The sequence below is a fragment of the Spongorhabdus nitratireducens genome (genome assembly GCA_947387575.1).
Lineage (GTDB): Bacteria > Pseudomonadota > Gammaproteobacteria > Pseudomonadales > Endozoicomonadaceae > CANDOC01.
This window is the reverse complement of sequence record CANDOC010000001.1, coordinates 445,289-464,277: the sequence shown is the minus strand read 5'-3', so window position 1 is coordinate 464,277 and position 18,989 is coordinate 445,289. Positions and strand designations below refer to the sequence as shown.

Here is an 18,989-nt window from a genome sequence, read left to right as displayed (position 1 = left end):
CCTGCATTCATTGTACCGACTCCTTATGTTCCGGTGCGGGATCACGACCAAACACCAGGCTATCCGGCTTTTCATTCAACTGCCGTACCAGTGGCTGCAGCTGCCAGATCATCAGCTTGAGCTGGGCCATGGTCGCCTGCAGTTCACTGTAAAGTTCACCCTCAGCTGAATAGTCGTCCAAGGTTCCCTGCAACGTGCCCAGTGTTTGCTGCAACTCTTCAGGCAGCTGTTTTTCCTGGATATCTGCCAGCAGGGTTTCCAGCTTTTTCACGGTCACCGTCACCTGATTCAGGCTCTTGTCTGCACTGGTCAGGGTTTGGTTCAGTCCGGTAACGGTTTTATCCAGTGGCAGCTTGTTCAGTTTGGTCAGCAGGCTATTGACCTGCTCGGTAATATGTCCAAGCCCGCCTTTAATCGTCGGCAGTACGGTATAGCCGCGATATTCATTCAGGGTTCCATTGCTGTCACCTGCATCAGCATAGTAATCCAGATCGACATACAGACTACCCGTCAGCAGGTTGCCTGATTTCAGGGAGGCTCTCAGTCCGGCCTTGACACTGCTTGCAATGTACTTATTCATCTCGGTCATACTAAGCTGCTCGCCATCCGGAGCCATACGCCCGGGCTGAATGGTTACCAGTACAGGAATAGCGCTGTTGGTTTCATCCATCCCTTCCGATATCAGGTCAATCGCAATCCGTCGTACAACTCCGACCTGGATACCCCGAAACTCGACCGTTGCTCCGGGTTGCAGCCCCCTGACCGACGCATCGACCAGCAATAAATAATTAAAACCTTGCCAGCTGCCGGCTTCCCGAATACTGGAGAAATCATCAAACAACTGAAAACTGTGATAGTCCTGAACTTCCTTACCGGGAGGCGCATCCGGCGGCGTTGTAAAAGCAATGCCACCACTCAGTAATGAAGCCAGGCTACCTGTCTTCAGTTCAAAGCCTGCACTGCCTGCCTTCAGTTCGATCCCACTGGCATTCCAGAACCGGGTCTGGTTAGTGACCAGCTGGTTGTACGGGGCATTGATAAAGAGCTGATAACGGACCTTGCGGGTTTTCAGATCAAAATCAATCGACTCCAGTCGCCCAACGGTAAAGCCACTGTAGAGAACCGGGTCTCCGACATTGAGCGAGTTTGCCCGCTGGCTGTAAAGGTCTACTCTCAGGCCCGGGGCGTCCGGCGCCGCAACCGGCGGCTTCTCGTTACCGGTAAAGGCTTTCACAGAGAAAGGTCCCTTCCCCGGGTTGATTTCGATATAGGCACCGGACAGCAATGTTCCCAGACCGGAAACCCCTTCCGCGGTTACCCTTGGGCGAACAACCCAGAACTGACTTTCATCATGCAGCAAGTCCTGACCGGCGGCTGTCATTTGTACAGTGGTTACAACACCTTCCAGATCAGGTGTTAACTGCACCTGAATCACATCACCGACGACCACATTGCGATATTTAACAACAGTTTTACCCGCCTCAATACCTTCAGCGGATTCAAACCGGATGGTAATACGAGGTCCCAGGGTCGAGTAATGGTGCCACACCATCCAGCCGGCAATGATCAGGGCAATCAGCGGCAATACCCATAACGTTGAGAACCGCTGACCGGTCACAATCCGGGCCTGCGGCTCATCGACTTCAATGTTACTCAAGTTGATTTCTCCGAACCGGCCTCAGGCGCCGGATTCCAGATAAGACGTGGATCAAAGCTTTCAGCCGCCAGCATGGTCAGGATCACCACGGCAAAAAAGGCGATAACGGCCGGCCCCACATAAAACGCGACAAGATTCCCGAACTGCACCAGAGAAACCAGAATTGCCACCACAAAGACATCAATCATTGACCAACGCCCGAAAAACTCGGTTAGCCGATACAATGACGTCCGCTCCTGTTGCCGGGTGGTCATACCAGACTGGACACTGAAGCAGAGATAAGTCAGGGAAAAGATTTTGGCCAGCGGCACGAAGATACTGGCAAAAAAGATCACACTGGCAACCGGCCAGGATCCCATGCCCCATAAAGTGATAACACCATCCAGCAGCGTACCGGGCGATGACTGACCCGCACTGATGGTAATTGTGATAGGCAAAAGGTTGGCAGGGATAAAACAGATGGCCGCTGTCAGCAGCAGCGCCCAACAACGCTGCAGGCTTCGCTTATCAGGCCTTGAGTGATGTGAGTTGTGACCGGCATTTCCCAGCCATTGCAGCAGGGTATGGTAATCAATTGTCGTCAACGCCAGTACCAGACAGACACAAAAACCGCAGTAGGCAATAAACGACATACCCGGTAGCACGATAGCCATAGCCGACAGCTTCACCAGAGCAACCAGCACCCCGACCAGAAACACATCCGCCATATTCCATGCCGCCATATGCTGCAGTAATGCGCCCAGTCTTGCGCCGATAGCCGGTGGTTTTAAACCCAGGTGATAAGGTAAAAGGAGATAGATGACCAGCAACATCAACAGTGCCGGCATCAATACAATCTGCAGACCGACAATCACGGCCAGGAGCGGGTAGCCCTGAGCCCAGACAGTTTCGACCCCTGACCACAGAGTAATTGACTGGGCTCGCCCTGCTGCTGTCAGGGTAAGAAAGGAAAAGCTGGCGGCAATCACCAGAAATACCAGACCGGATATGGCATAACCCAAAGCCCGGGCCGCGAACTTCGGCTGGTATTTGATTAATGTACTTCGGCAGCGGCAACATTGAACCCTGCAGGGGGCAGACCGTGATGCCGTTATTCCTGTTTTTTGTGTCAGCCCGCATTCATGACAGGTTTTGACCTGCACCCTCAGCTCCTGTCAATGCACTCTAAAATACAGCCGCGAATGTTCGCATGAGTCACATTGTTTGCCAAGGATGAATACAGATCAGAGGGGCAACTGCGCAGTAATGAGAAGATAGCTACTCTATCTTGAATCCCATGAGAAAAAGCAACTTATGCCTAGCAGTGTCCAGGCCGTTACGGCGGTCCAGTACAAACCCGGTGATGTATCGCGATAGACCCGCTCAAACAGGTAGGTATATCCGTTATATAAATCCCAACCGGCCCATGCCAGAAGGAAAACGCCAATAATTTTCCAAAACATTGTCTACTACCTTTGCAGCTATCTTTCTGGCTAACTTCGAAGCTATCTATACAACTACCAGCTTAACCAGTTTGCTGCATAAAAAATAATGCCAAGCTCCAGCAAGCCCAGCACTGAAAACAACAGGGCAAAATGCCACCAGCGCAAGCTGGCATTCTTTGACAGCCAGCCTTCAGCCACACACCAGGATACGATCAGTACCAGCCATGCCCAGTTTGATGTGACAGGCAGGATAAGAAATATCCCCAGCACCAGTGCAAACAGCAAGTTCACCAGAATAAGGGCTTGCATAAAGTGAATCCCGTTCACAACTTCCGAAATTATGGCAACCCTATCAAATAACCAAATGCCATACGTGTCCATTTTTACTATTCAGAGCCCGTTCATAATCTTTCGCGGATAGCGAGAATGTTGAGAAAAGCCCCTGATGCTTCGATTTTTCGAGGCGCATAGTGGTTCTATGTAACGAGAAAAAGCGGAGCATCAGGGGCTTTTATCGGCATTTGTAGCCCGCGATAAGATTGTGAACAGGCTCTCAGAGGTTACCTGCCTGCTTGAGCCCACTGCAGCCCTGATAGACAATGCGAGACCAGAATTACGACCGGATACCGGCATGAATTACAAAACAATAAATCAGGCTGCCTGGGATAAACGAACCCGGGTTCACGTCACATCCCGTTTCTATGATGTTGAAGGCTTTCTGGCCGGCAACAACACTCTGACGGAAATAGAAACGTCGGAACTGAAAGATATTGCCGGAAAAAGTCTGCTCCACCTGCAGTGTCATTTCGGACTTGATACCCTGTCCTGGGCCAGACTGGGCGCCAAAGTAACGGGTGTTGACCTTTCTCCTTTAGCCATTGAACAGGCTAACCAGCTCAGGGATAAAGCCCAGCTGAACGCCGAATTTGTTTGTACTGATGTCTATGATTTCGGCGAAAACAATACGACACAGTACGATATTGTCTTTACCTCGTTTGGCGCTATCTGCTGGCTGCCGGATATTAATCGATGGGCGAAAACTGTCGCCTCGGCACTGAAGCCGGGCGGTCGATTCTATATGGCCGAGTTTCATCCGGTTTATGATCTGGTGGCCGGTTATGACTACTTTCATCAGGATCAGGCCGATGTGGATGAGGAAGGCACCTATACCGAGAACTGCAGCGGTGAAACTTCAACCCTGATGACCTGGGGCCATCCGCTCAGTGATGTTATCAATGCCCTGATACAGGCAGGCATCATGATCGAACAGCTGAATGAGTTTCCGTTCAGCCCCTATAACTGCTTTGAAAACATGGAGCAACGCGAGACCGGGCGGTTTTACCTGCAACATCAGGGTAAAGACATGCCATTGGTCTACAGCATAAAGGGCACAAAATTTGCTTGATGGTAGGGCCGGAATGTTTTGTTTCCGGCCTGCCGGCAAGCGATGAGCATAACCCTTGTCTGGCAGTGTGAATTGCCAGACAAGAGAATAATAAAAAATGCTTCATGTTAATCTTGCACTGTTTATTTGTCTGACCCTCACCGGAACCCTGGCCTGCGAGCAGGATGTGATATCCGGTGCCTTCAGTACCTGGCGGGAAGTGATTTCACTGCTGCCACTGGGCATTATGTCAGGAATACTGTTATTACTTGCCGGTTCGTTCCGGATTCCTTTGAAACAATGGCAAGCCTATCGGCCTACAGCTTTTGCCTTTCGCCTGACCCAACCCCATGTTTTCTTCGCGGCCATTGGCCTGACACTGATGGCCGGTGGGCTGAGCGGCTTTGTTGCAGCCATTGCACAAGGAATCGAAATCAGTAAATACAGCGGCATGATGTTTTTCGGTGGTTTTGGTCTGGCGATACCGCCAATGCTGGTCTGTCGCTTTCTCTCCATGAATAATCGCCACGGCGAGCGACTGATCGCCGAGGTACTGTAATAGAGGTGCTGTAATGCCGGAAAGGGAAAATCTGCAAAAGCTATTTCCTCCTTCGGAAAACCCTGAGAAAATAGCGACGATCTCGTACAAACCAGATTAACAATGGCAACCCTGGATACATCTTCAGGCAAGAAAAAAATCAGGGAGTGGAAACGTGAAGAAGCCAGACAGGAAAACGACTTCACCAATACCCGCCCCGTCATTTACCGAGATGTGAAGGTAAAATAATAATAGCTATGGAATACCGCATCGTTGAATTACCACCTGCTCCGGACGAATATGTTGAACTGAGGAAACGTGCCGGACTGTCACCCAAATCACTGGAAGCTGCCGCAATCGGCCTGCCCAACTCGCTGTATGCGGTGCATTTCCGCAAGGGGGAACAGCTGGTTGCCATGGGCCGGATTATTGGTGATGGCGGCTGTTTCTTTGAGATTGTTGATATCGCCGTTGATCCTGACTATCAGGGGGAAGGAATCGGCAAACTGGTCATGGCTCTGCTGGACGGCTGGCTTGAGACGGCAGCATGCGATGGCTCTTATGTCTCCATGATTGCCGACAAACCCGGGTTTTATGAAAAGCTTGGCTATCAGAAAACATCACCGGAAGCCGAAGGGATGTATAAGCGGTTATCCAAAAAACAGGCCGCTGCCTGATAATGTGTTTTTGAGCGCATACAGCCACAGACAAAACTGTGGCTGTTTTATCTTTCCCGCTAAAGGCCTGCAGCCTTTATTCAGCTTTCAACCGCAGCATAAGCCACCATCTCGACCAGCATTTCATCACGTGCCAGTCCCGCAATCACCATTGCTGCCCGGTTAGGGTAAGGTGGGGTGAAATACTCTGCATAGACTTTGTTGACCGTGGGCAGATAGCTTTTGTCAGTCACATAGATCAAAACCTGAGTCAGGTTGGCCATGCCGGCTCCCGCCTTTTCCAGGGTGTGCTTGAGATTATCCAGCGTCTGACGAGCCTGGGCTTCAATTCCCCCTTCAACAACCTGACCTTTTGCATCGATTGGAATTTGCGCCGTAAACAGAATACCGTTGCCGATAGTCGCCCATTCCAGAGGAGAGGGAGAATCGTAAAGGTCGGTTTTGACAGTCGTAATCACAAGCAGAACTCCTTGCTTTTTGTTATAGGTAATTCTTTGAAGGTAAGTATTTGGGGTTCAGATTTCGGCGCCCGCCAGTTTTTTCTCAAACTTACTGGCAATCAGAAATCCCGGTTTACGAAACGGCTCAGGTGGCATCCACTGCGGGCGGCCAAAAAGTCCGGGGATATCAATTTTATTCATTGCTGCAGACAGGTCAGCCAGTGCCTGCCCCAGTAACCAGCCTTTTACTACTCCGACACCATTGCAGCCGGCGGAAACAAACAGACCGGGTTTTATCTCACCCCATAGCGGGGCACCATTCAGGGTCAGCGAAGTCGTGCCTCCCCACCAGTCAGTCAGCTGGCCGGCACTTTTAATCTCGGGAAAACGTCTGACAAGGCTTTGCTGTAACAGTCGGGGAATCTCATCACAGCCCTCTTTTTCATAGCCATACATGCCACGTACCAGCAAACGGCCATCATCTGTCGTACGAAAGGTTGTCCCCAGCCGGTGCGCGGGCAACAGCCCCCATTGTCCCTGACCAAGCACCTGCTGCTGTTCATCTGCTGCAAGTGGCGCGGTAATACCGGCATAGGTATAGATTGTGACGCTATAGGGCCGACCAATACCCAGCCCCTTGATAAAGGCATTATTGGCCAGAAACAGTTTCGGGGCTTTAATTGTGCCTTTTGCTGTTCGTGCCACCCATCCAGTAGAACAGGGCTCTATTGCCAGTACCGGTGAGTTTTCATACAGGGCAATATTTGCCGGCATATGGTCGGCAATATTACGAATCAGCAGTGCCGGATTCAGCAGCCGGTTACCCTTCAGCTTTATCGCCGCACGGTAATAGCTGGAACCTGTCAGTTTATAAAGTGCACTGGCATCAAGTGGCTCCCAGGGTTGTCCACTGCGTTGCAGAAAATCTCCCAGACGACTCAGCGCTGTTTCACCCCGTTTCGTCGCTGCCGCCTTGATCATATGCTGTGAACTGCTGTCATCCGCCATCCCTGCTACCTGCATCAGATCTGCATGGGCTTTGCGGTACAACTGATAAAGAGCCCCGGCTTTATCCGGACTGGAAGCTGTAAAGGCATTTTCAATAACAAACCCTGAGTTACGACCGGGAGAACCGCCACCCACACAATCGGCCTCAAGGACCGCGATATTTTGTTGCGGGTTATTTTCGGCAAGTCGCCTGCCAATACCCAGGCCGGTATACCCTGCCCCGACGACAATCGCATCATAGTGGCAGTCACCGGTTAGTTCCGGTCGTCGCACACCATCATCTGCAAGATCGAGCCAGCCACAGGGACGCCGATAGCAGGGATGCGATGGAGATGACATGACGGGTTCCTTGTTATTGGTTGTTGCCAAAGAGTTGTTGTTCTATTTTGTTGCTCTGATCTCGCAGCCAGACACACATCGAACGGTAATTTGTTTCCGTCAGATGATGCCTTGGCAAACTACAGCTGAGTGCCGCAACCGGTTGTCCCAGCGGATCAAGAATCGGACTGGCCAGACCGGTAAATTCAGGCGGGTGACGCCCTTCTACTCCACCGGTAATGCCCAGATGCCGGCACATGCTCACAGCCTGATCAATATCGTGGCGGTTGATGCCAAAGTTGCGCTGTAGCGAGATACTGTTGTGCGACAGAATCTGCTCGTACTCTTCATCACCCAAATGACTGAGAATCGCAATCGATGCCTGCCCCAGCCCATGGCGAATGCGGCTACCGATATTTCGGGCATAACTGCGGGCCGGACTGCTGCCGTCTTTTATATCGAGACAAAGTACATTCAAGCCATCCGGTACAAACAGGAAAAAACTCTCATTGAACTGCTCAACCAGACAGCGCAGGGGTTCAGCTGCGGCCCGCTTGATATGCTGGGTCTGGCCGGCAGCACTGCCCCATACAATCAGCTGATGACCCAACAAATATGGCCCCCGGTTTCTGAGTTGCCTTAACAGCCCCAGTTTCTTCAGGGCCTGGGTCATTCGGTACACCGTTGCCATGGAGAACCCGCTGGCTTCTTCCAGCTGCTCTGCGGTCATACCCCGGTTGCCGGAACGGGCAACCAGCTCCACCAGTAACATGCTGCGATCCAGGGTCTGGATTCCACTTTCAGGAAAGAAATGCGGCGAGCTTCGACTCATCAGTTACTGCTCCATGGTCTGCTATCACTATAAAAAAGGAACCCTGCTTCAGTCTTCTCGCATAGTGATAATTTTTATTTTTTTAATGTTTTTTATTCACATATAAATTCATGATTTATATATGAATCATGATGTAGATATATGTGTTTTGAAAGTCATTTAATTATGTTTATATGACTTCGAATTTTAATCAGGGTGCGGATATGACAACAATTCTACCGCAGCGCCCATGGCAGGGACGAAGCGATCAGGACAACCCTGAACGGGCTCAACGCTGGCATCATCGCGTTGATGTCGCCGAAAATAACAATCAACCAACGCCCGCAACGCATACCGGTCTTATCGGCTTTTGTTGTGATATCGGGGTAAAGCGTAATCTTGGTCGTCCGGGTGCGGCTGCAGGGCCGGAAGCTTTACGCAAACAGCTCGGAAATATGGCCTGGCACCCTGCAGACCAAAATGCAGCTCATCGTCGCTTATGGGATTTTGGTAATGTGCAGGCTGAGGGCGATGAACTCGAAGCCGCCCAGCAGCAACTGGCGATTCAGGTTGAGCAGGCACTGCCTCAGGTTTCCCGTTTACTGGTTATCGGAGGCGGACATGAAACCGCCTATGGCAGTTTCTGTGGTCTTTATCGCGCGCTGGGCGCAGAAAGCAGGATCGGCATCATTAACCTTGATGCACATTTTGACTTGCGTAAACCGGATGCAGGTCCGGATACAGGAGTAGGCTCGTCGGGTACCCCTTTCTTCCAGATTCGGGAACTCGTGGGTGAGAAAAACTTTGCTTACTTCTGCCTGGGTGTTGCCCGGGAATCCAATACCGCGACACTGTTTGACCGGGCCGAGGCATGGGGCGTGAAATACCGCACAGATGACCAGATGGGTGAAGGTGCACTGGAGCAAATACGTCGCGAGATAGACGATTTTTCCCGCACAGTCGACGTACTCTACCTGACGATTGATATGGATGTGTTGCCGCACTATCAGGCTCCCGGCGTGAGTGCGCCAGCCAGTCGCGGGGTAAGTCTGAATGTGATTGAACAGGTGATACAACAGGTCATTACCAGTGCCGGGCAGTGCCGGCATGGATTACCACTGGTTGAGATTACCGAACTGAATCCAGCCTGTGATCTGCAAGGCGTAACAGCCAGAACTGCTGCCGTTCTGGCCAACCGGATGCTTACAGAATTACCGGTGTGAACCGGCAAACCGGGCGTAAATCAGCGCTCATAATTGAAGGAAGTCAAATGAAAACAAAACTAAAGACACTTCTGATTTCAGCAGCCTTGTCGGCAGGACTGGCGACTGGAGCAGCGCAGGCTCAGGAGCGGGTATTCTTTGGAATCGCGACCGGTGGCACCGGCGGTACTTATTATCCGCTGGGGGGAATGCTGGCACAGGTCATCTCCAATAATGCAGAGCTGGAAGGGAAAAAACTTTCCGCAACCGCTGAGACCGGTAATGCTTCTGTGGCTAACGCCGGTCTGCTGAGCCGGGGTGCGATTGAATCCGCATTTGTTGCTGCAGACGTACTGGATGCCGCCTATAACGGTAAAAACCAGTTCAAGAACAAGCCGATCAAAAACCTGCGGGCGCTGGGTGCACTATATCCGGAAACTGTACAGCTGGTTGCCCAGCCGGGTATCAACAAGTTTTCCGATCTGAAAGGCCGCACTGTCAGCTCCGGTTCTCCCGGTTCAGGTCAGTGGCAGCTGCTGGGTGACCTGCTTGCCGTACACGGCATGGACCGTGACGACATCAAGGAAGATTACTCTTCGTTCTCCCAGTCTGCTGAAAAGATCAAGGATGGTAACCTGGATGCCTCTCTGATCACCGCCGGTTCTCCGACTGCATCCATCGTTGAGCTGTCCAACGGCCATGCTGTCAGTCTGGTACCTCTGGTCGGCGAACCGGTAGAAAAACTGCTGGAGAAGCAACCTTACTATGCGGCCACCACCCTGCCGGCAGGTACTTACAAAGGTATCGACAAGGATGTTCAGACTCTGGCGGTACGTGCTGTCTGGGCCACCCACGCCGACCTGTCGGACGATATCGCTTACGCCGTCACCAAGGCCCTGTATGAAAACACCGATACACTGGCCAAGGTGCATGTAAAGGGTAAGGAAATCAGCATCGAAAAGGCGCTGGAATCTGTCTCTATTCCTTTACACCCGGGTGCAGAACGTTACTACCGTGAAAAAGGCATTATCAAGTAAGCACGCCCTGCTACTGGCTGCAGCATTGATGCTGTCAGCCGGTTGTGCCAGCGCCGTTTCGCTGCAGATAGACGACTATCGGGTGGAGCAACAGCTGGCATGCATTCCCCTGACTGACAACCGGTTTGCACTTTCATTTATTCACTCGGTATCCCTGACGCCTGTAACTGATTTTTATCAGATTCACGATGGCGATAAGAACAGGAGCCGGATAGTACAAACCGCCGAGCATTTTATTGCCCATGGTCAGGGGCTGCCATCCCTGCAGGATGAACCGGATGCACTGGCTTTTGAACATCGTGACGGCAAATTTATATTACATCTGCAACGCCCGATTCACGATTTGATTGTGCGGACAGACCAGCGCTTTCAAAACCGGCTTCATCTTCAACACCAAACAATAAATCTAAATCAGTGGCCGGATACTGGCTTGCGTATTGCGCCAGTGGATCACTGTAAAGAATCAGAGCACATACCATGAGCGCAGACAGCATAGCGGGAGCCAAGGGTTCCTCGCCGGGCGTGCCGGAAATGCACCAGCAGGATCTGGATAACCTGATCAAGGAATACGACAACGAGAGTAACTTCCGTGATCTACGTGGCGGACTAAAGCACTTTGTAACGCTGACCTGCGTTGCGCTGAGTGTCTTTCATATTTATACCGCCGGTTTTGGCCTGCTGAATGAAGTCTCCCATCGCACCGTCCATATGACGCTGATTATGGGATTGTTATTCCTTGTTTTTCCACGACGCGCCGCTAAAAGACCGGTCGTTGGCACCGCGCTGGGACTGGCCTATGGCCTGTTCTACCTGTTGATTGCCCGACAGCTGGGTAACTCCCTCGGGAATGAACTCTCACCGCTGATGCATGCCGGTATCTATATCTTTGCCGGCATGATGGCTCTGTCTGCCCTGCCCCTGTCATTGCTGGGCGGGCGCAGCCATAAACCGGGCTGGCTCGACTGGCCGCTGGCGATTATGGGTGCTGCTTTTTCTGGTTACCTGGTCTATTTCTTCGACGATATTTTCATTATCAATGTCGGCTTCCCCCAAACCATGGACTACCTGATGGGCGGTATGGCCATCATGCTCGTGGTTGAAGGTGCCCGCCGAACCATGGGCGAGTCGCTGTCGATTATTGGTGTATTATCACTGTTGTACGCAATGTTCGGGCCTGAACTGCCGGGACCGCTGGCTCATCGTGGATACGACATTATTCGCCTGGTTGAGCACCTGTATCTGGGCACTGAAGGTATTTACGGCATTGCCATCGGTGTTGTTGCGACCTACGTTTTTCACTTTGTACTGTTCGGTGTTCTGGCTCAGGCTTCGGGTCTTGGACAGCTGTTTATTGAACTGGCAACACTGCTGGCAGGCCGTTACTCCGGCGGTCCGGCCAAGGTTTCTGTGGTGTCATCCGGCTTTTTCGGCATGATTTCAGGTTCGCCGGTTGCCAATACGGTGACCACTGGCGCCTTTACCATTCCCATGATGCAGCGTTATGGCTTCAGTGGCCGCTTTGCCGCTGCAACCGAAGCAGCCTCATCCTGTGGCGGACAGATTACACCGCCGATTATGGGTGCTTCCGCTTTCGTTATGTCGGAAATGCTGGGGGTGCCGTATAACGAGCTGATTCTTATCGCCGTGATTCCGGCAGCGTTCCACTATCTGGCAACGCTCTGCATGGTGCACTTTGAAGCACGTCGTCTTGGCCTTGAAGGAATGCCGGCAGAAGATATTCCGCGTTTTCGTGATGTTATGGCCCGTCACTGGCACCAGACCATTCCGTTGATTGTCATGGTGACCCTGCTGCTCATGCAGTTTACGCCGTTCCTTGCAGCCTTCTGGGGCATCATCCTGACTATTGTCTGCTCCTATATTCCGCTGCTGCTGAAACCGCTCGGCCTGGATAAACTGGACAGTGAAAGTGTTCTGACTCCAAGACGTCTGGTTACCAGTCTTGAAGAAGGTGCCAAACAGTCGATTGCCATTACCGCTGCCTGTGCCTGCGTGGGCTTCCTGCTGGGTGTAACAACCCTCACCGGGCTGGGCTTCAAGTTCTCCGGTGCTATCGTACAGCTGGCCACTGATTTCGGTGCCTGGGTCACCCTGGCAGTACCGTTCGAGCTGCTGGATCAGCAATCGACCACCCTGTTTATTGCCCTGATTCTGGTTGCTGTCGCCTGTATTCTGATGGGCGCGGGGATTCCAACAACTCCAACTTATATTATTCTGGCTTCAATCGTGGCACCGGCGCTGGACGAATTTGGCATTGTGCTGCTGGCAACCCACTTCTTTATTTTCTATTACGGTGTACTGGCCGATGTCACACCGCCGGTTGCGCTTGCCGCTTATGCCGGTGCCGGTATCTCCGGTTCCGATCCGATGCGGACAGGAACCACCGCATTCCGGCTCTCTATGGGTAAAGCACTGGTGCCGTTTATGTTTGTCTATGCCCCCAGTCTGCTGTTCCTTGATTTCAGCTGGTCGGAGTTTGTACTGGCCATGATCAGCGGAGTGTTGTGTATTCTGGCGCTGTCATCGGCGTATATCGGTTTCTTCTGCGCCCCGATTCAGCGGGCTGAAAAGACCATTCTTACCATTGCCGGACTGGCGCTGGTGGGTTCACAGTTCTGGCTGGTGCTTCCGGCCGGTTCAATTGTTATCGCTATCCTGTTCAGGAATTACCGACAGAGTCATCAGCAATCAAAGCTTGCGGTGACTTGATCCCGGCATATTTTGAAACTGAGTTCTACTCCAGGAAACCACCCTCACTCAAAACGAGTGCGGGTGGTCAGAAAAAGCGGGTAAAGATGACAGGATAAAGGATGGCCGCAACAGAAAATCACTACATCGTACCGGCATTGCAGAAAGGGCTGCAGATTCTGGAAATGTTTGATGCCCGGCAGCGAAGCCTGACACAGGCAGAGATGGCGCGAACACTTGGCGTCAGTTCCAGTTCGCTGTACCGCATTGTCCAGACACTGACGACAATGGGGTATTTGAAAAAAACAGGAAGCAACAGCTATTCACTGGGATCGCAGGTTGTCAGCCGTGGATTCAGTTATCTGGCCAGTCGTGAAATAGTCGAAATCGCCTCGCCCTTTGTCACTCATCTGCGTGACAGCACCTCACTCTCCAGCCATCTGGCGATTCGTGAAGGCAGCGAGGCTCTTTATGTCTTCTGTGCTCTGGCGCTGCAACGGTTATCAGTGAATGTTCCGATCGGTACCCGCTTTCCCTGCCATACCACCGCAATGGGTCGCGCGTTATTGATTGGGCTGGCACCCCAGCAAATTGAAACCATTTATCAGGGCCAGCGACTGGATGGCTACCCGGAACCGGCTCCCCAAACCCTGCCGGGGCTGATTGCTATGTGTGAAAAAGAGCGGGCCCAGGGCTGGAGCCTTCACTATTCGGATTATTCAACCGCGATTGCAGTCCCCATTCGTGACTTCACCGGCAATGTCGTTGCCGCAATTAATGTGTCCGGGCCTGATGTGCTGATGCAGCAGGAAGGTGTGAAAGAGCGGCTGGTGATTACCCTGAAAAAAACGGCAGATGATATTATGCAGGCGCTTGGCGGTAACGAATAACTTCCTGAGCATAATGAATACAAACGGGATAAAATAGTGCCGCTGCAGCGTATAACAACGATGTGAAAGGGGCTCCCGTGACCACAGATTGCAGAATCCGCACCGCCACCCTTGAAGACAGTGCCAATATTGCTGCCCTGTCGATTCAGGTGTGGCTTGATACCTATGCCTTTGACGGCATTCGTCGCAATATTTCCGATTATGTACTGACTGAATTCACCGAAGCCAAAATAGCTGAAAAAGTCGCCGACAGCCGCTTTGTTTACCTGATCTGTGAACGTGATGAGCATATGCTGGGCTATGCCATGCTGGATCTGCAGGCAGAAGCACCGGTCACCGGTCTTGCCGGGCCAGAGCTGGAAAAGCTGTATGTTCAGGAACGGTTTACCGGCCAGGGACTCGGCGCCCTGTTGTTACAGGCGGCAATGGAATACTGTCGCAAGCTGCGTTCGGAACAGCTGTGGCTGCGGGTATACCATCTGAATCAGCGCGCCATGGCGTTCTATCGCAAGCATCAGTTTATTGAAGCCGGAGAAACCTGGTTCGAGTTTGAAGATGAACAGCATAAAAATTATGTGCTGAGTAAGCCGGCTGAAACTATTGAAAGCTACCTGCACCAACAGTGAGAGATTCTGGTTTGCCCGTTGGGTGAATAGTTTTGTGTTGTACAGGATAATTTCTGCATTAACTTGAAGTCATTATGCCTGCGGCGTATTTTGTTGCTTATCCAGTGCTGGCTTAAAGCCAGCACTTGCCATCAATAATCATAACAAGGCAGTACAATGAGTAATTCTGACTCAGCTCCTGGCTATCATCTGGCCCAGATCAATATTGCCCATGCTCGTGACACTATGGACTCGCTGACCATGAAAGGGTTTGTGGACCGGCTGGATGAAATCAACGCACTGGCTGATGATGCTCCGGGATTTGTCTGGAGGCTGCAGACTGATGAAGGTGATGCAACAGCAATTCAGGCTTATGATGACCCGGCCATTATCGTTAATATGAGTGTCTGGAAAGATATCGAGTCACTGAAACACTTTGTCTATCGCACCGCACATGTTGATCTGATCCGTGATAGGGACGCCTGGTTTCTTAAAATGATGCAGGCACATCAAGCTCTGTGGTGGATTCCGGCCGGACATATTCCTTCTGTGGAGGAAGGCAGAACCAGACTTGAGCAGTTAGAAGTCAACGGTCCCGGACCTGCCGCCTTCACTTTTGCCAAACCCTTTCAACCCGTTGAGACAGTCTAAGTAAACAACCGGCGTATAATTTATCCAGCCAGAAGCAACAAGGAGCAAAACGGTGGCCAAAAGATTTGACGCACTCAGCGATGAACATATCGAGTTTATCGCTGCCCAGAAGATGTTCTTTGTAGCGACGGCTGCCGCCACCGGTACAATTAACCTGTCTCCCAAGGGTATGGATTCATTACGGGTTATTGATAGCAACAAGGTGATCTGGCTCAACCTGACCGGTAGTGGCAATGAGACCGCCACCCACCTGCAACAGCTGCCGCGGATGACCCTGATGTTCTGTGCTTTTGAAGACAAGCCTGAAATTCTGCGACTTTACGGTCAGGCCGAAGCCATCCATCAGGCTGATCCACGCTGGAAGGAATATCAGGATCTGTTCCCTGCCCTGCCTGGCATCCGTCAGGTAATCGTTATGGATATTGACTTGGTCCAGACTTCCTGCGGGTTTTCGGTGCCGCTTTATCAATATGAAGGCCAGCGTGAAATTCTGACCGACTGGGCTGAACGGGCTGGACATAAGGGTATGGAAGAATACTGGCTGAAACGGAATCAGCAGAGTCTTGACGGGCTTGAAACCGGTATCAAGACCCTGAGTGGCTTATAGGTCAAGTCGACACAAGCCACGTACCAGGAAAAAATAGATTTCAGAAGCGGAAATGAGTGACAGATCCGACCCGCTGTTTGAAGTTCTCTTTTTTAAGGTGCCACCGGGTTTTTAAGTGAGTCAACTTGCGCCCGACGGTAGATCCCGGCAGCTCGGCGCCTGTTTTTTGGTCGCTCTGAAACACAGTCTGGTCATCGCGGCTGGCTCCGAATATACCTTTCACCATAACGGGTGAAACAATACGTCCGGAAACAAAAGTCTGACGAAACCCATCCCTCCTGCTCTCTCTTATGCAAGTGTTGGCAGCCAGAGACAGCAGGGAGAAAGGCTTCTTGCTCTGTTCGGCATGTTGTCTTGCATATTGCCTATCTGCCGGCTTGATTATACGCAACTGGCCTGACCTGTCAGGTGCCCACACTTCCGAGACATACAACCGCTTGTTTTGATGTCGGGTGACAACTTGCGGCGCAAGTATATCAACCAGATGCTGATAACCCAGCTGTCTGGCCCATTGCAACGGCGTCTGCTGATATTGGCACTGCGCTTCATCATAGCGGGAAGCATGGCGACGAAAGGGCAAACCAGGCGAAAGGTCGATATCAAACGTCAGGAGCCAGGCTAATGCAACTGCATTGTCGTGCAGAACAGCCAGATGCAGCGGAGTACACCCGTCAAGCCGGCGCTGTTCTCTCCACTTCGGGTGCTGTTCAAGGTACACAACAACATCCTGATTTCTTCCATACCGAATAGCGTGATGTAAGGGTGTTTCACCATACCGGTCCTCACAGCTTTCACGGAATGCATACACTTCATGGCGTTCACCCCGGTCCGGAAAAACGGTGGAGATGACCTCCTGACAGCTGGCAGCCTGTAATGTTTTACTGGCCCGCATAAAGCTGAGCGGATATTTCCCCATCCGGTCTTTGATTGCAGGGTTGACGCCGGCCTGCAGTAGCAGCGTCACCGGTACATCATTGGGACTCAACAGGCTGGCATGGAGTAATGTCCCTTTATCATAAGTTGCCTTGGTATCAATCAGAGATGGATTATGTGACAGTAGCAGGAACAGTGTCGTGATATGCCCTTGCTCGACAGCAAGTCGTACAGCCTGCTCTTCTGCATTTCTGTTGCTATATCCCCGTTGATCTCCGGCTTCAAGCAACATCCGGACAATTCGGGTGTGACCCTGGGATGCAGCAAAAACCAGAGCTGTCCAGCCATCAGTTCCCCTCTCCCGGGTAATATCAGCACCGGCTTCCAGTAATAGCGATACTGTTTCGGTGCAACCAGCCCTGGCCGCCACCATCAAGGCTGTCTCTCCATCCAATACCGGTTTAACCAGACCTTTCAAATGATCCGGTATTGGTTTGTCATCTTTGGCACGCTCAATATCGACCCCGGCTTCCAGCAGTGTTCTGATAATACCGGAACTACAAACCGACTCAGCATCGGCCGCTGATTTGCAGACAGTTGCAGCTGCCCAGTAAAGCGGGACAGTGTTATCGCTGTGACTGGTTGCCGCCCATTGCTTGAGCTCCGTCTGATCCGAAAAGGAGCTGGCAAATCCCTCTACATTATTTTCAGCACACATCGTTACAAAGTCATCCTGACTCGGTGGTGTGGCGTGGCTGACAGATACCAGAAACAGCGCTACCAGTGAGAAAACCGGTATAAGGTAACAATACGATGCGCAGCCCTTGTTCATAGACAATCCCTTCCCAATGAACATACGAAACGACCCCTGAGGCCAATCTGGCAGGAGAAACGGCTTTTTGACTGAGCTGATCATACCTAGCACAGCAGAATAGAGAGTATTAGACCTTGGTATCCCATTGACAGAAATGACGCGATACTTGAACCTGGAGCAGCTTTATCTTTTTAATAGGATGTTCTCTGACAAAAAAGAAAGCCGCTACAGGGAGAAACTGTTTTGAAACCGCAACGGATTGCAAGGTTATCAGCCGTAGTGCTTGTGTCATTGATACCCGGGTTGATGCAGGCATCATATGTTCAGGCAGAAGAGGAGGTACAGAATAGAAACTCTGATATCGCCGAAATCACCATCGATCCTGAAAATACGGACAGTTCACTGTCAACCCAGGCCCTGCGTGGCCTGTGTCGTCGTGGAAATCCAACATGGCAATCCTCAACTGGAGGTCGCTGTCATCCAACGCTGGATGCAGAAGCCATGATGAAAGTGCCATCCTTCTTTGCCAGAGTTACCGGGCGAAGTGTGAAGGATAAAACCCTGACGGGGACACTGACCGGCCGCCTGTTCCAGGGGCCCGGCCGCTCCATACTACTGATGCTTGAACACTCTCATATTGTCTTTCCGGTGAGACTGGATACTCCCTGGCAAGCTATCAAACCAGAGAATCTGGCGGCACAGGGCACCCGGGTGCGTGTCATGATTGATGTCTCCTATATGTTGATAAAAGACAAGGATGACTTTTTCAGTTATGGCTGGCTTGACCGGATTCATGCCAACCCGGCGCCTCTGGTGACTCGGCTGGAATTTCTGTAATCCCTAAATGGACTCAGGGGCACAATGTTTATGAACGCGATAAAACCTATAGCCTTAAAATGGATATCAGGCTTTCTTTTTGCGGCAATAGCACAACTGACAGTAGCTGATCATCACCAGCCTGCTACGGGTCCGGCCTGTGAGCCTTACAGCGGAGCAGCAGTTTCTGCCGAGCAGTGTGAGGCAATTCAAAAAAAGTCCCGCGAACGGCAAAAGTATTTATATGAACTGGCCCGAAAATTCTGTTTCGGCTATGTCCGCGGTACAGAGCATTGTCGTTTCTTCGGCCGGTTATTTTCTGCGCCGGATGATATGCTGCTATTCCGGGCGGATACCAAATATCCGCTGTATATCAATGTCACACTTGACGACAGCATCAACCCGAACCGAATTGCCGGACTGGGTATTGAAGGCCGCAAAGCCATTATTCAGGTTGATCTGAAGCCGTTAACCCGGGGAGAATGGGCCGTAATAAAAGTTTTAACCCTGCAGTAGCTGCAACCGGGTTGG

Annotated in this window: 21 protein-coding genes; 14 read left to right on the top strand and 7 right to left on the bottom strand. The window is 51.6% G+C overall.

Annotation, left to right across the window (positions count from 1 at the left end; genetic code table 11):
* Positions 1–7: 7 nt before the first annotated feature.
* From pqiB to ACYZZ0_RS02010, 3 genes are all read right to left on the bottom strand, one after another.
* Entirely contained in the window at positions 8–1,657 is a 1,650-nt protein-coding gene (gene pqiB / locus ACYZZ0_RS02020) for an intermembrane transport protein PqiB (RefSeq protein ID WP_461534896.1), read from the bottom strand.
* The gene (locus ACYZZ0_RS02015; protein WP_461534895.1) at positions 1,654–2,799 is read right to left on the bottom strand and encodes a paraquat-inducible protein A; all 1,146 of its coding nucleotides are present in this window, start codon (positions 2,797–2,799) and stop codon (positions 1,654–1,656) included. Before ACYZZ0_RS02015 ends, pqiB begins: the two co-directional genes overlap by 4 nt.
* A 354-nt stretch (positions 2,800–3,153) precedes the next feature.
* Positions 3,154–3,390 carry a hypothetical protein gene (locus tag ACYZZ0_RS02010; protein WP_461534894.1) on the bottom strand — a complete coding sequence of 79 codons (237 nt, stop codon included), beginning with the start codon at positions 3,388–3,390 and terminating at the stop codon, positions 3,154–3,156.
* A gap of 322 nt (positions 3,391–3,712) precedes the next feature.
* On the opposite strand from ACYZZ0_RS02010, the gene ACYZZ0_RS02005 reads away from it, so the two are divergent.
* From ACYZZ0_RS02005 to ACYZZ0_RS01990, 4 genes are all read left to right on the top strand, one after another.
* Positions 3,713–4,486: a class I SAM-dependent methyltransferase gene (locus ACYZZ0_RS02005; RefSeq protein ID WP_461534893.1), complete on the top strand. Its 774-nt coding sequence runs from the start codon at positions 3,713–3,715 to the stop codon at positions 4,484–4,486.
* A 97-nt stretch (positions 4,487–4,583) separates the two neighbouring features.
* On the top strand, positions 4,584–5,024 hold the full coding sequence (locus tag ACYZZ0_RS02000) for a hypothetical protein (RefSeq protein WP_461534892.1): 441 nt from the start codon (positions 4,584–4,586) through the stop codon (positions 5,022–5,024).
* Between the two features lie 102 nt (positions 5,025–5,126).
* Positions 5,127–5,252, top strand: a complete 126-nt coding sequence (locus ACYZZ0_RS01995; protein WP_461534891.1) for a hypothetical protein — start codon at positions 5,127–5,129, stop codon at positions 5,250–5,252.
* Between the two features lie 8 nt (positions 5,253–5,260).
* Positions 5,261–5,680, top strand: coding sequence for a GNAT family N-acetyltransferase (locus ACYZZ0_RS01990; RefSeq protein WP_461534890.1), 420 nt, complete (start codon positions 5,261–5,263; stop codon positions 5,678–5,680).
* An 80-nt stretch (positions 5,681–5,760) separates the two neighbouring features.
* Here the strand turns inward: ACYZZ0_RS01990 and ACYZZ0_RS01985 are convergent, their stop codons facing one another.
* Genes ACYZZ0_RS01985 through ACYZZ0_RS01975 form a run of 3 tightly spaced genes read right to left on the bottom strand, consistent with a single transcriptional unit; the run spans position 5,761 to position 8,278 of the window.
* Complete coding sequence (locus ACYZZ0_RS01985) at positions 5,761–6,138, bottom strand: RidA family protein (RefSeq protein WP_461534889.1); 378 nt, start codon at positions 6,136–6,138, stop codon at positions 5,761–5,763.
* Between the two features lie 57 nt (positions 6,139–6,195).
* Positions 6,196–7,467, bottom strand: a complete 1,272-nt coding sequence (locus ACYZZ0_RS01980; protein WP_461534888.1) for an NAD(P)/FAD-dependent oxidoreductase — start codon at positions 7,465–7,467, stop codon at positions 6,196–6,198.
* Positions 7,468–7,480: 13 nt separating this feature from the next.
* Positions 7,481–8,278 (bottom strand): IclR family transcriptional regulator, encoded by a 798-nt coding sequence (locus tag ACYZZ0_RS01975; RefSeq protein ID WP_461534887.1) that lies wholly within the window; start codon positions 8,276–8,278, stop codon positions 7,481–7,483.
* Between the two features lie 203 nt (positions 8,279–8,481).
* On the opposite strand from ACYZZ0_RS01975, the gene hutG reads away from it, so the two are divergent.
* The 8 genes from hutG to ACYZZ0_RS01935 all read left to right on the top strand — a co-directional run bounded on the left by hutG (position 8,482) and on the right by ACYZZ0_RS01935 (position 15,955).
* Positions 8,482–9,480, top strand: coding sequence for a formimidoylglutamase (hutG, locus tag ACYZZ0_RS01970; RefSeq protein ID WP_461534886.1), 999 nt, complete (start codon positions 8,482–8,484; stop codon positions 9,478–9,480).
* 47 nt (positions 9,481–9,527) lie between these two features.
* Positions 9,528–10,496, top strand: a complete 969-nt coding sequence (locus ACYZZ0_RS01965; RefSeq protein ID WP_461534885.1) for a TAXI family TRAP transporter solute-binding subunit — start codon at positions 9,528–9,530, stop codon at positions 10,494–10,496.
* Entirely contained in the window at positions 10,474–10,977 is a 504-nt protein-coding gene (locus tag ACYZZ0_RS01960) for a DUF1850 domain-containing protein (RefSeq protein WP_461534884.1), read from the top strand. The genes ACYZZ0_RS01965 and ACYZZ0_RS01960 overlap by 23 nt, the downstream gene beginning before the upstream one ends.
* Positions 10,974–13,223: a TRAP transporter permease gene (locus ACYZZ0_RS01955; protein ID WP_461534883.1), complete on the top strand. Its 2,250-nt coding sequence runs from the start codon at positions 10,974–10,976 to the stop codon at positions 13,221–13,223. Before ACYZZ0_RS01960 ends, ACYZZ0_RS01955 begins: the two co-directional genes overlap by 4 nt.
* 101 nt (positions 13,224–13,324) lie before the next feature.
* Positions 13,325–14,092, top strand: coding sequence for an IclR family transcriptional regulator (locus tag ACYZZ0_RS01950; RefSeq protein WP_461534882.1), 768 nt, complete (start codon positions 13,325–13,327; stop codon positions 14,090–14,092).
* Positions 14,093–14,169: 77 nt separating this feature from the next.
* Complete coding sequence (locus ACYZZ0_RS01945; protein ID WP_461534881.1) at positions 14,170–14,718, top strand: GNAT family N-acetyltransferase; 549 nt, start codon at positions 14,170–14,172, stop codon at positions 14,716–14,718.
* A gap of 156 nt (positions 14,719–14,874) precedes the next feature.
* Entirely contained in the window at positions 14,875–15,348 is a 474-nt protein-coding gene (locus ACYZZ0_RS01940; protein WP_461534880.1) for a DUF3291 domain-containing protein, read from the top strand.
* Between the two features lie 52 nt (positions 15,349–15,400).
* Positions 15,401–15,955: a pyridoxamine 5'-phosphate oxidase family protein gene (locus ACYZZ0_RS01935; RefSeq protein ID WP_461534879.1), complete on the top strand. Its 555-nt coding sequence runs from the start codon at positions 15,401–15,403 to the stop codon at positions 15,953–15,955.
* A gap of 40 nt (positions 15,956–15,995) precedes the next feature.
* Here the strand turns inward: ACYZZ0_RS01935 and ACYZZ0_RS01930 are convergent, their stop codons facing one another.
* Entirely contained in the window at positions 15,996–17,660 is a 1,665-nt protein-coding gene (locus ACYZZ0_RS01930) for an ankyrin repeat domain-containing protein (protein ID WP_461534878.1), read from the bottom strand.
* Positions 17,661–17,885: 225 nt separating this feature from the next.
* Between ACYZZ0_RS01930 and ACYZZ0_RS01925 the strand changes: the two genes are divergently transcribed.
* Both ACYZZ0_RS01925 and ACYZZ0_RS01920 read left to right on the top strand, forming a co-directional pair.
* Positions 17,886–18,479: a hypothetical protein gene (locus tag ACYZZ0_RS01925; RefSeq protein ID WP_461534877.1), complete on the top strand. Its 594-nt coding sequence runs from the start codon at positions 17,886–17,888 to the stop codon at positions 18,477–18,479.
* A 30-nt stretch (positions 18,480–18,509) separates the two neighbouring features.
* Positions 18,510–18,974: a hypothetical protein gene (locus tag ACYZZ0_RS01920; protein WP_461534876.1), complete on the top strand. Its 465-nt coding sequence runs from the start codon at positions 18,510–18,512 to the stop codon at positions 18,972–18,974.
* Positions 18,975–18,989: the final 15 nt, after the last annotated feature.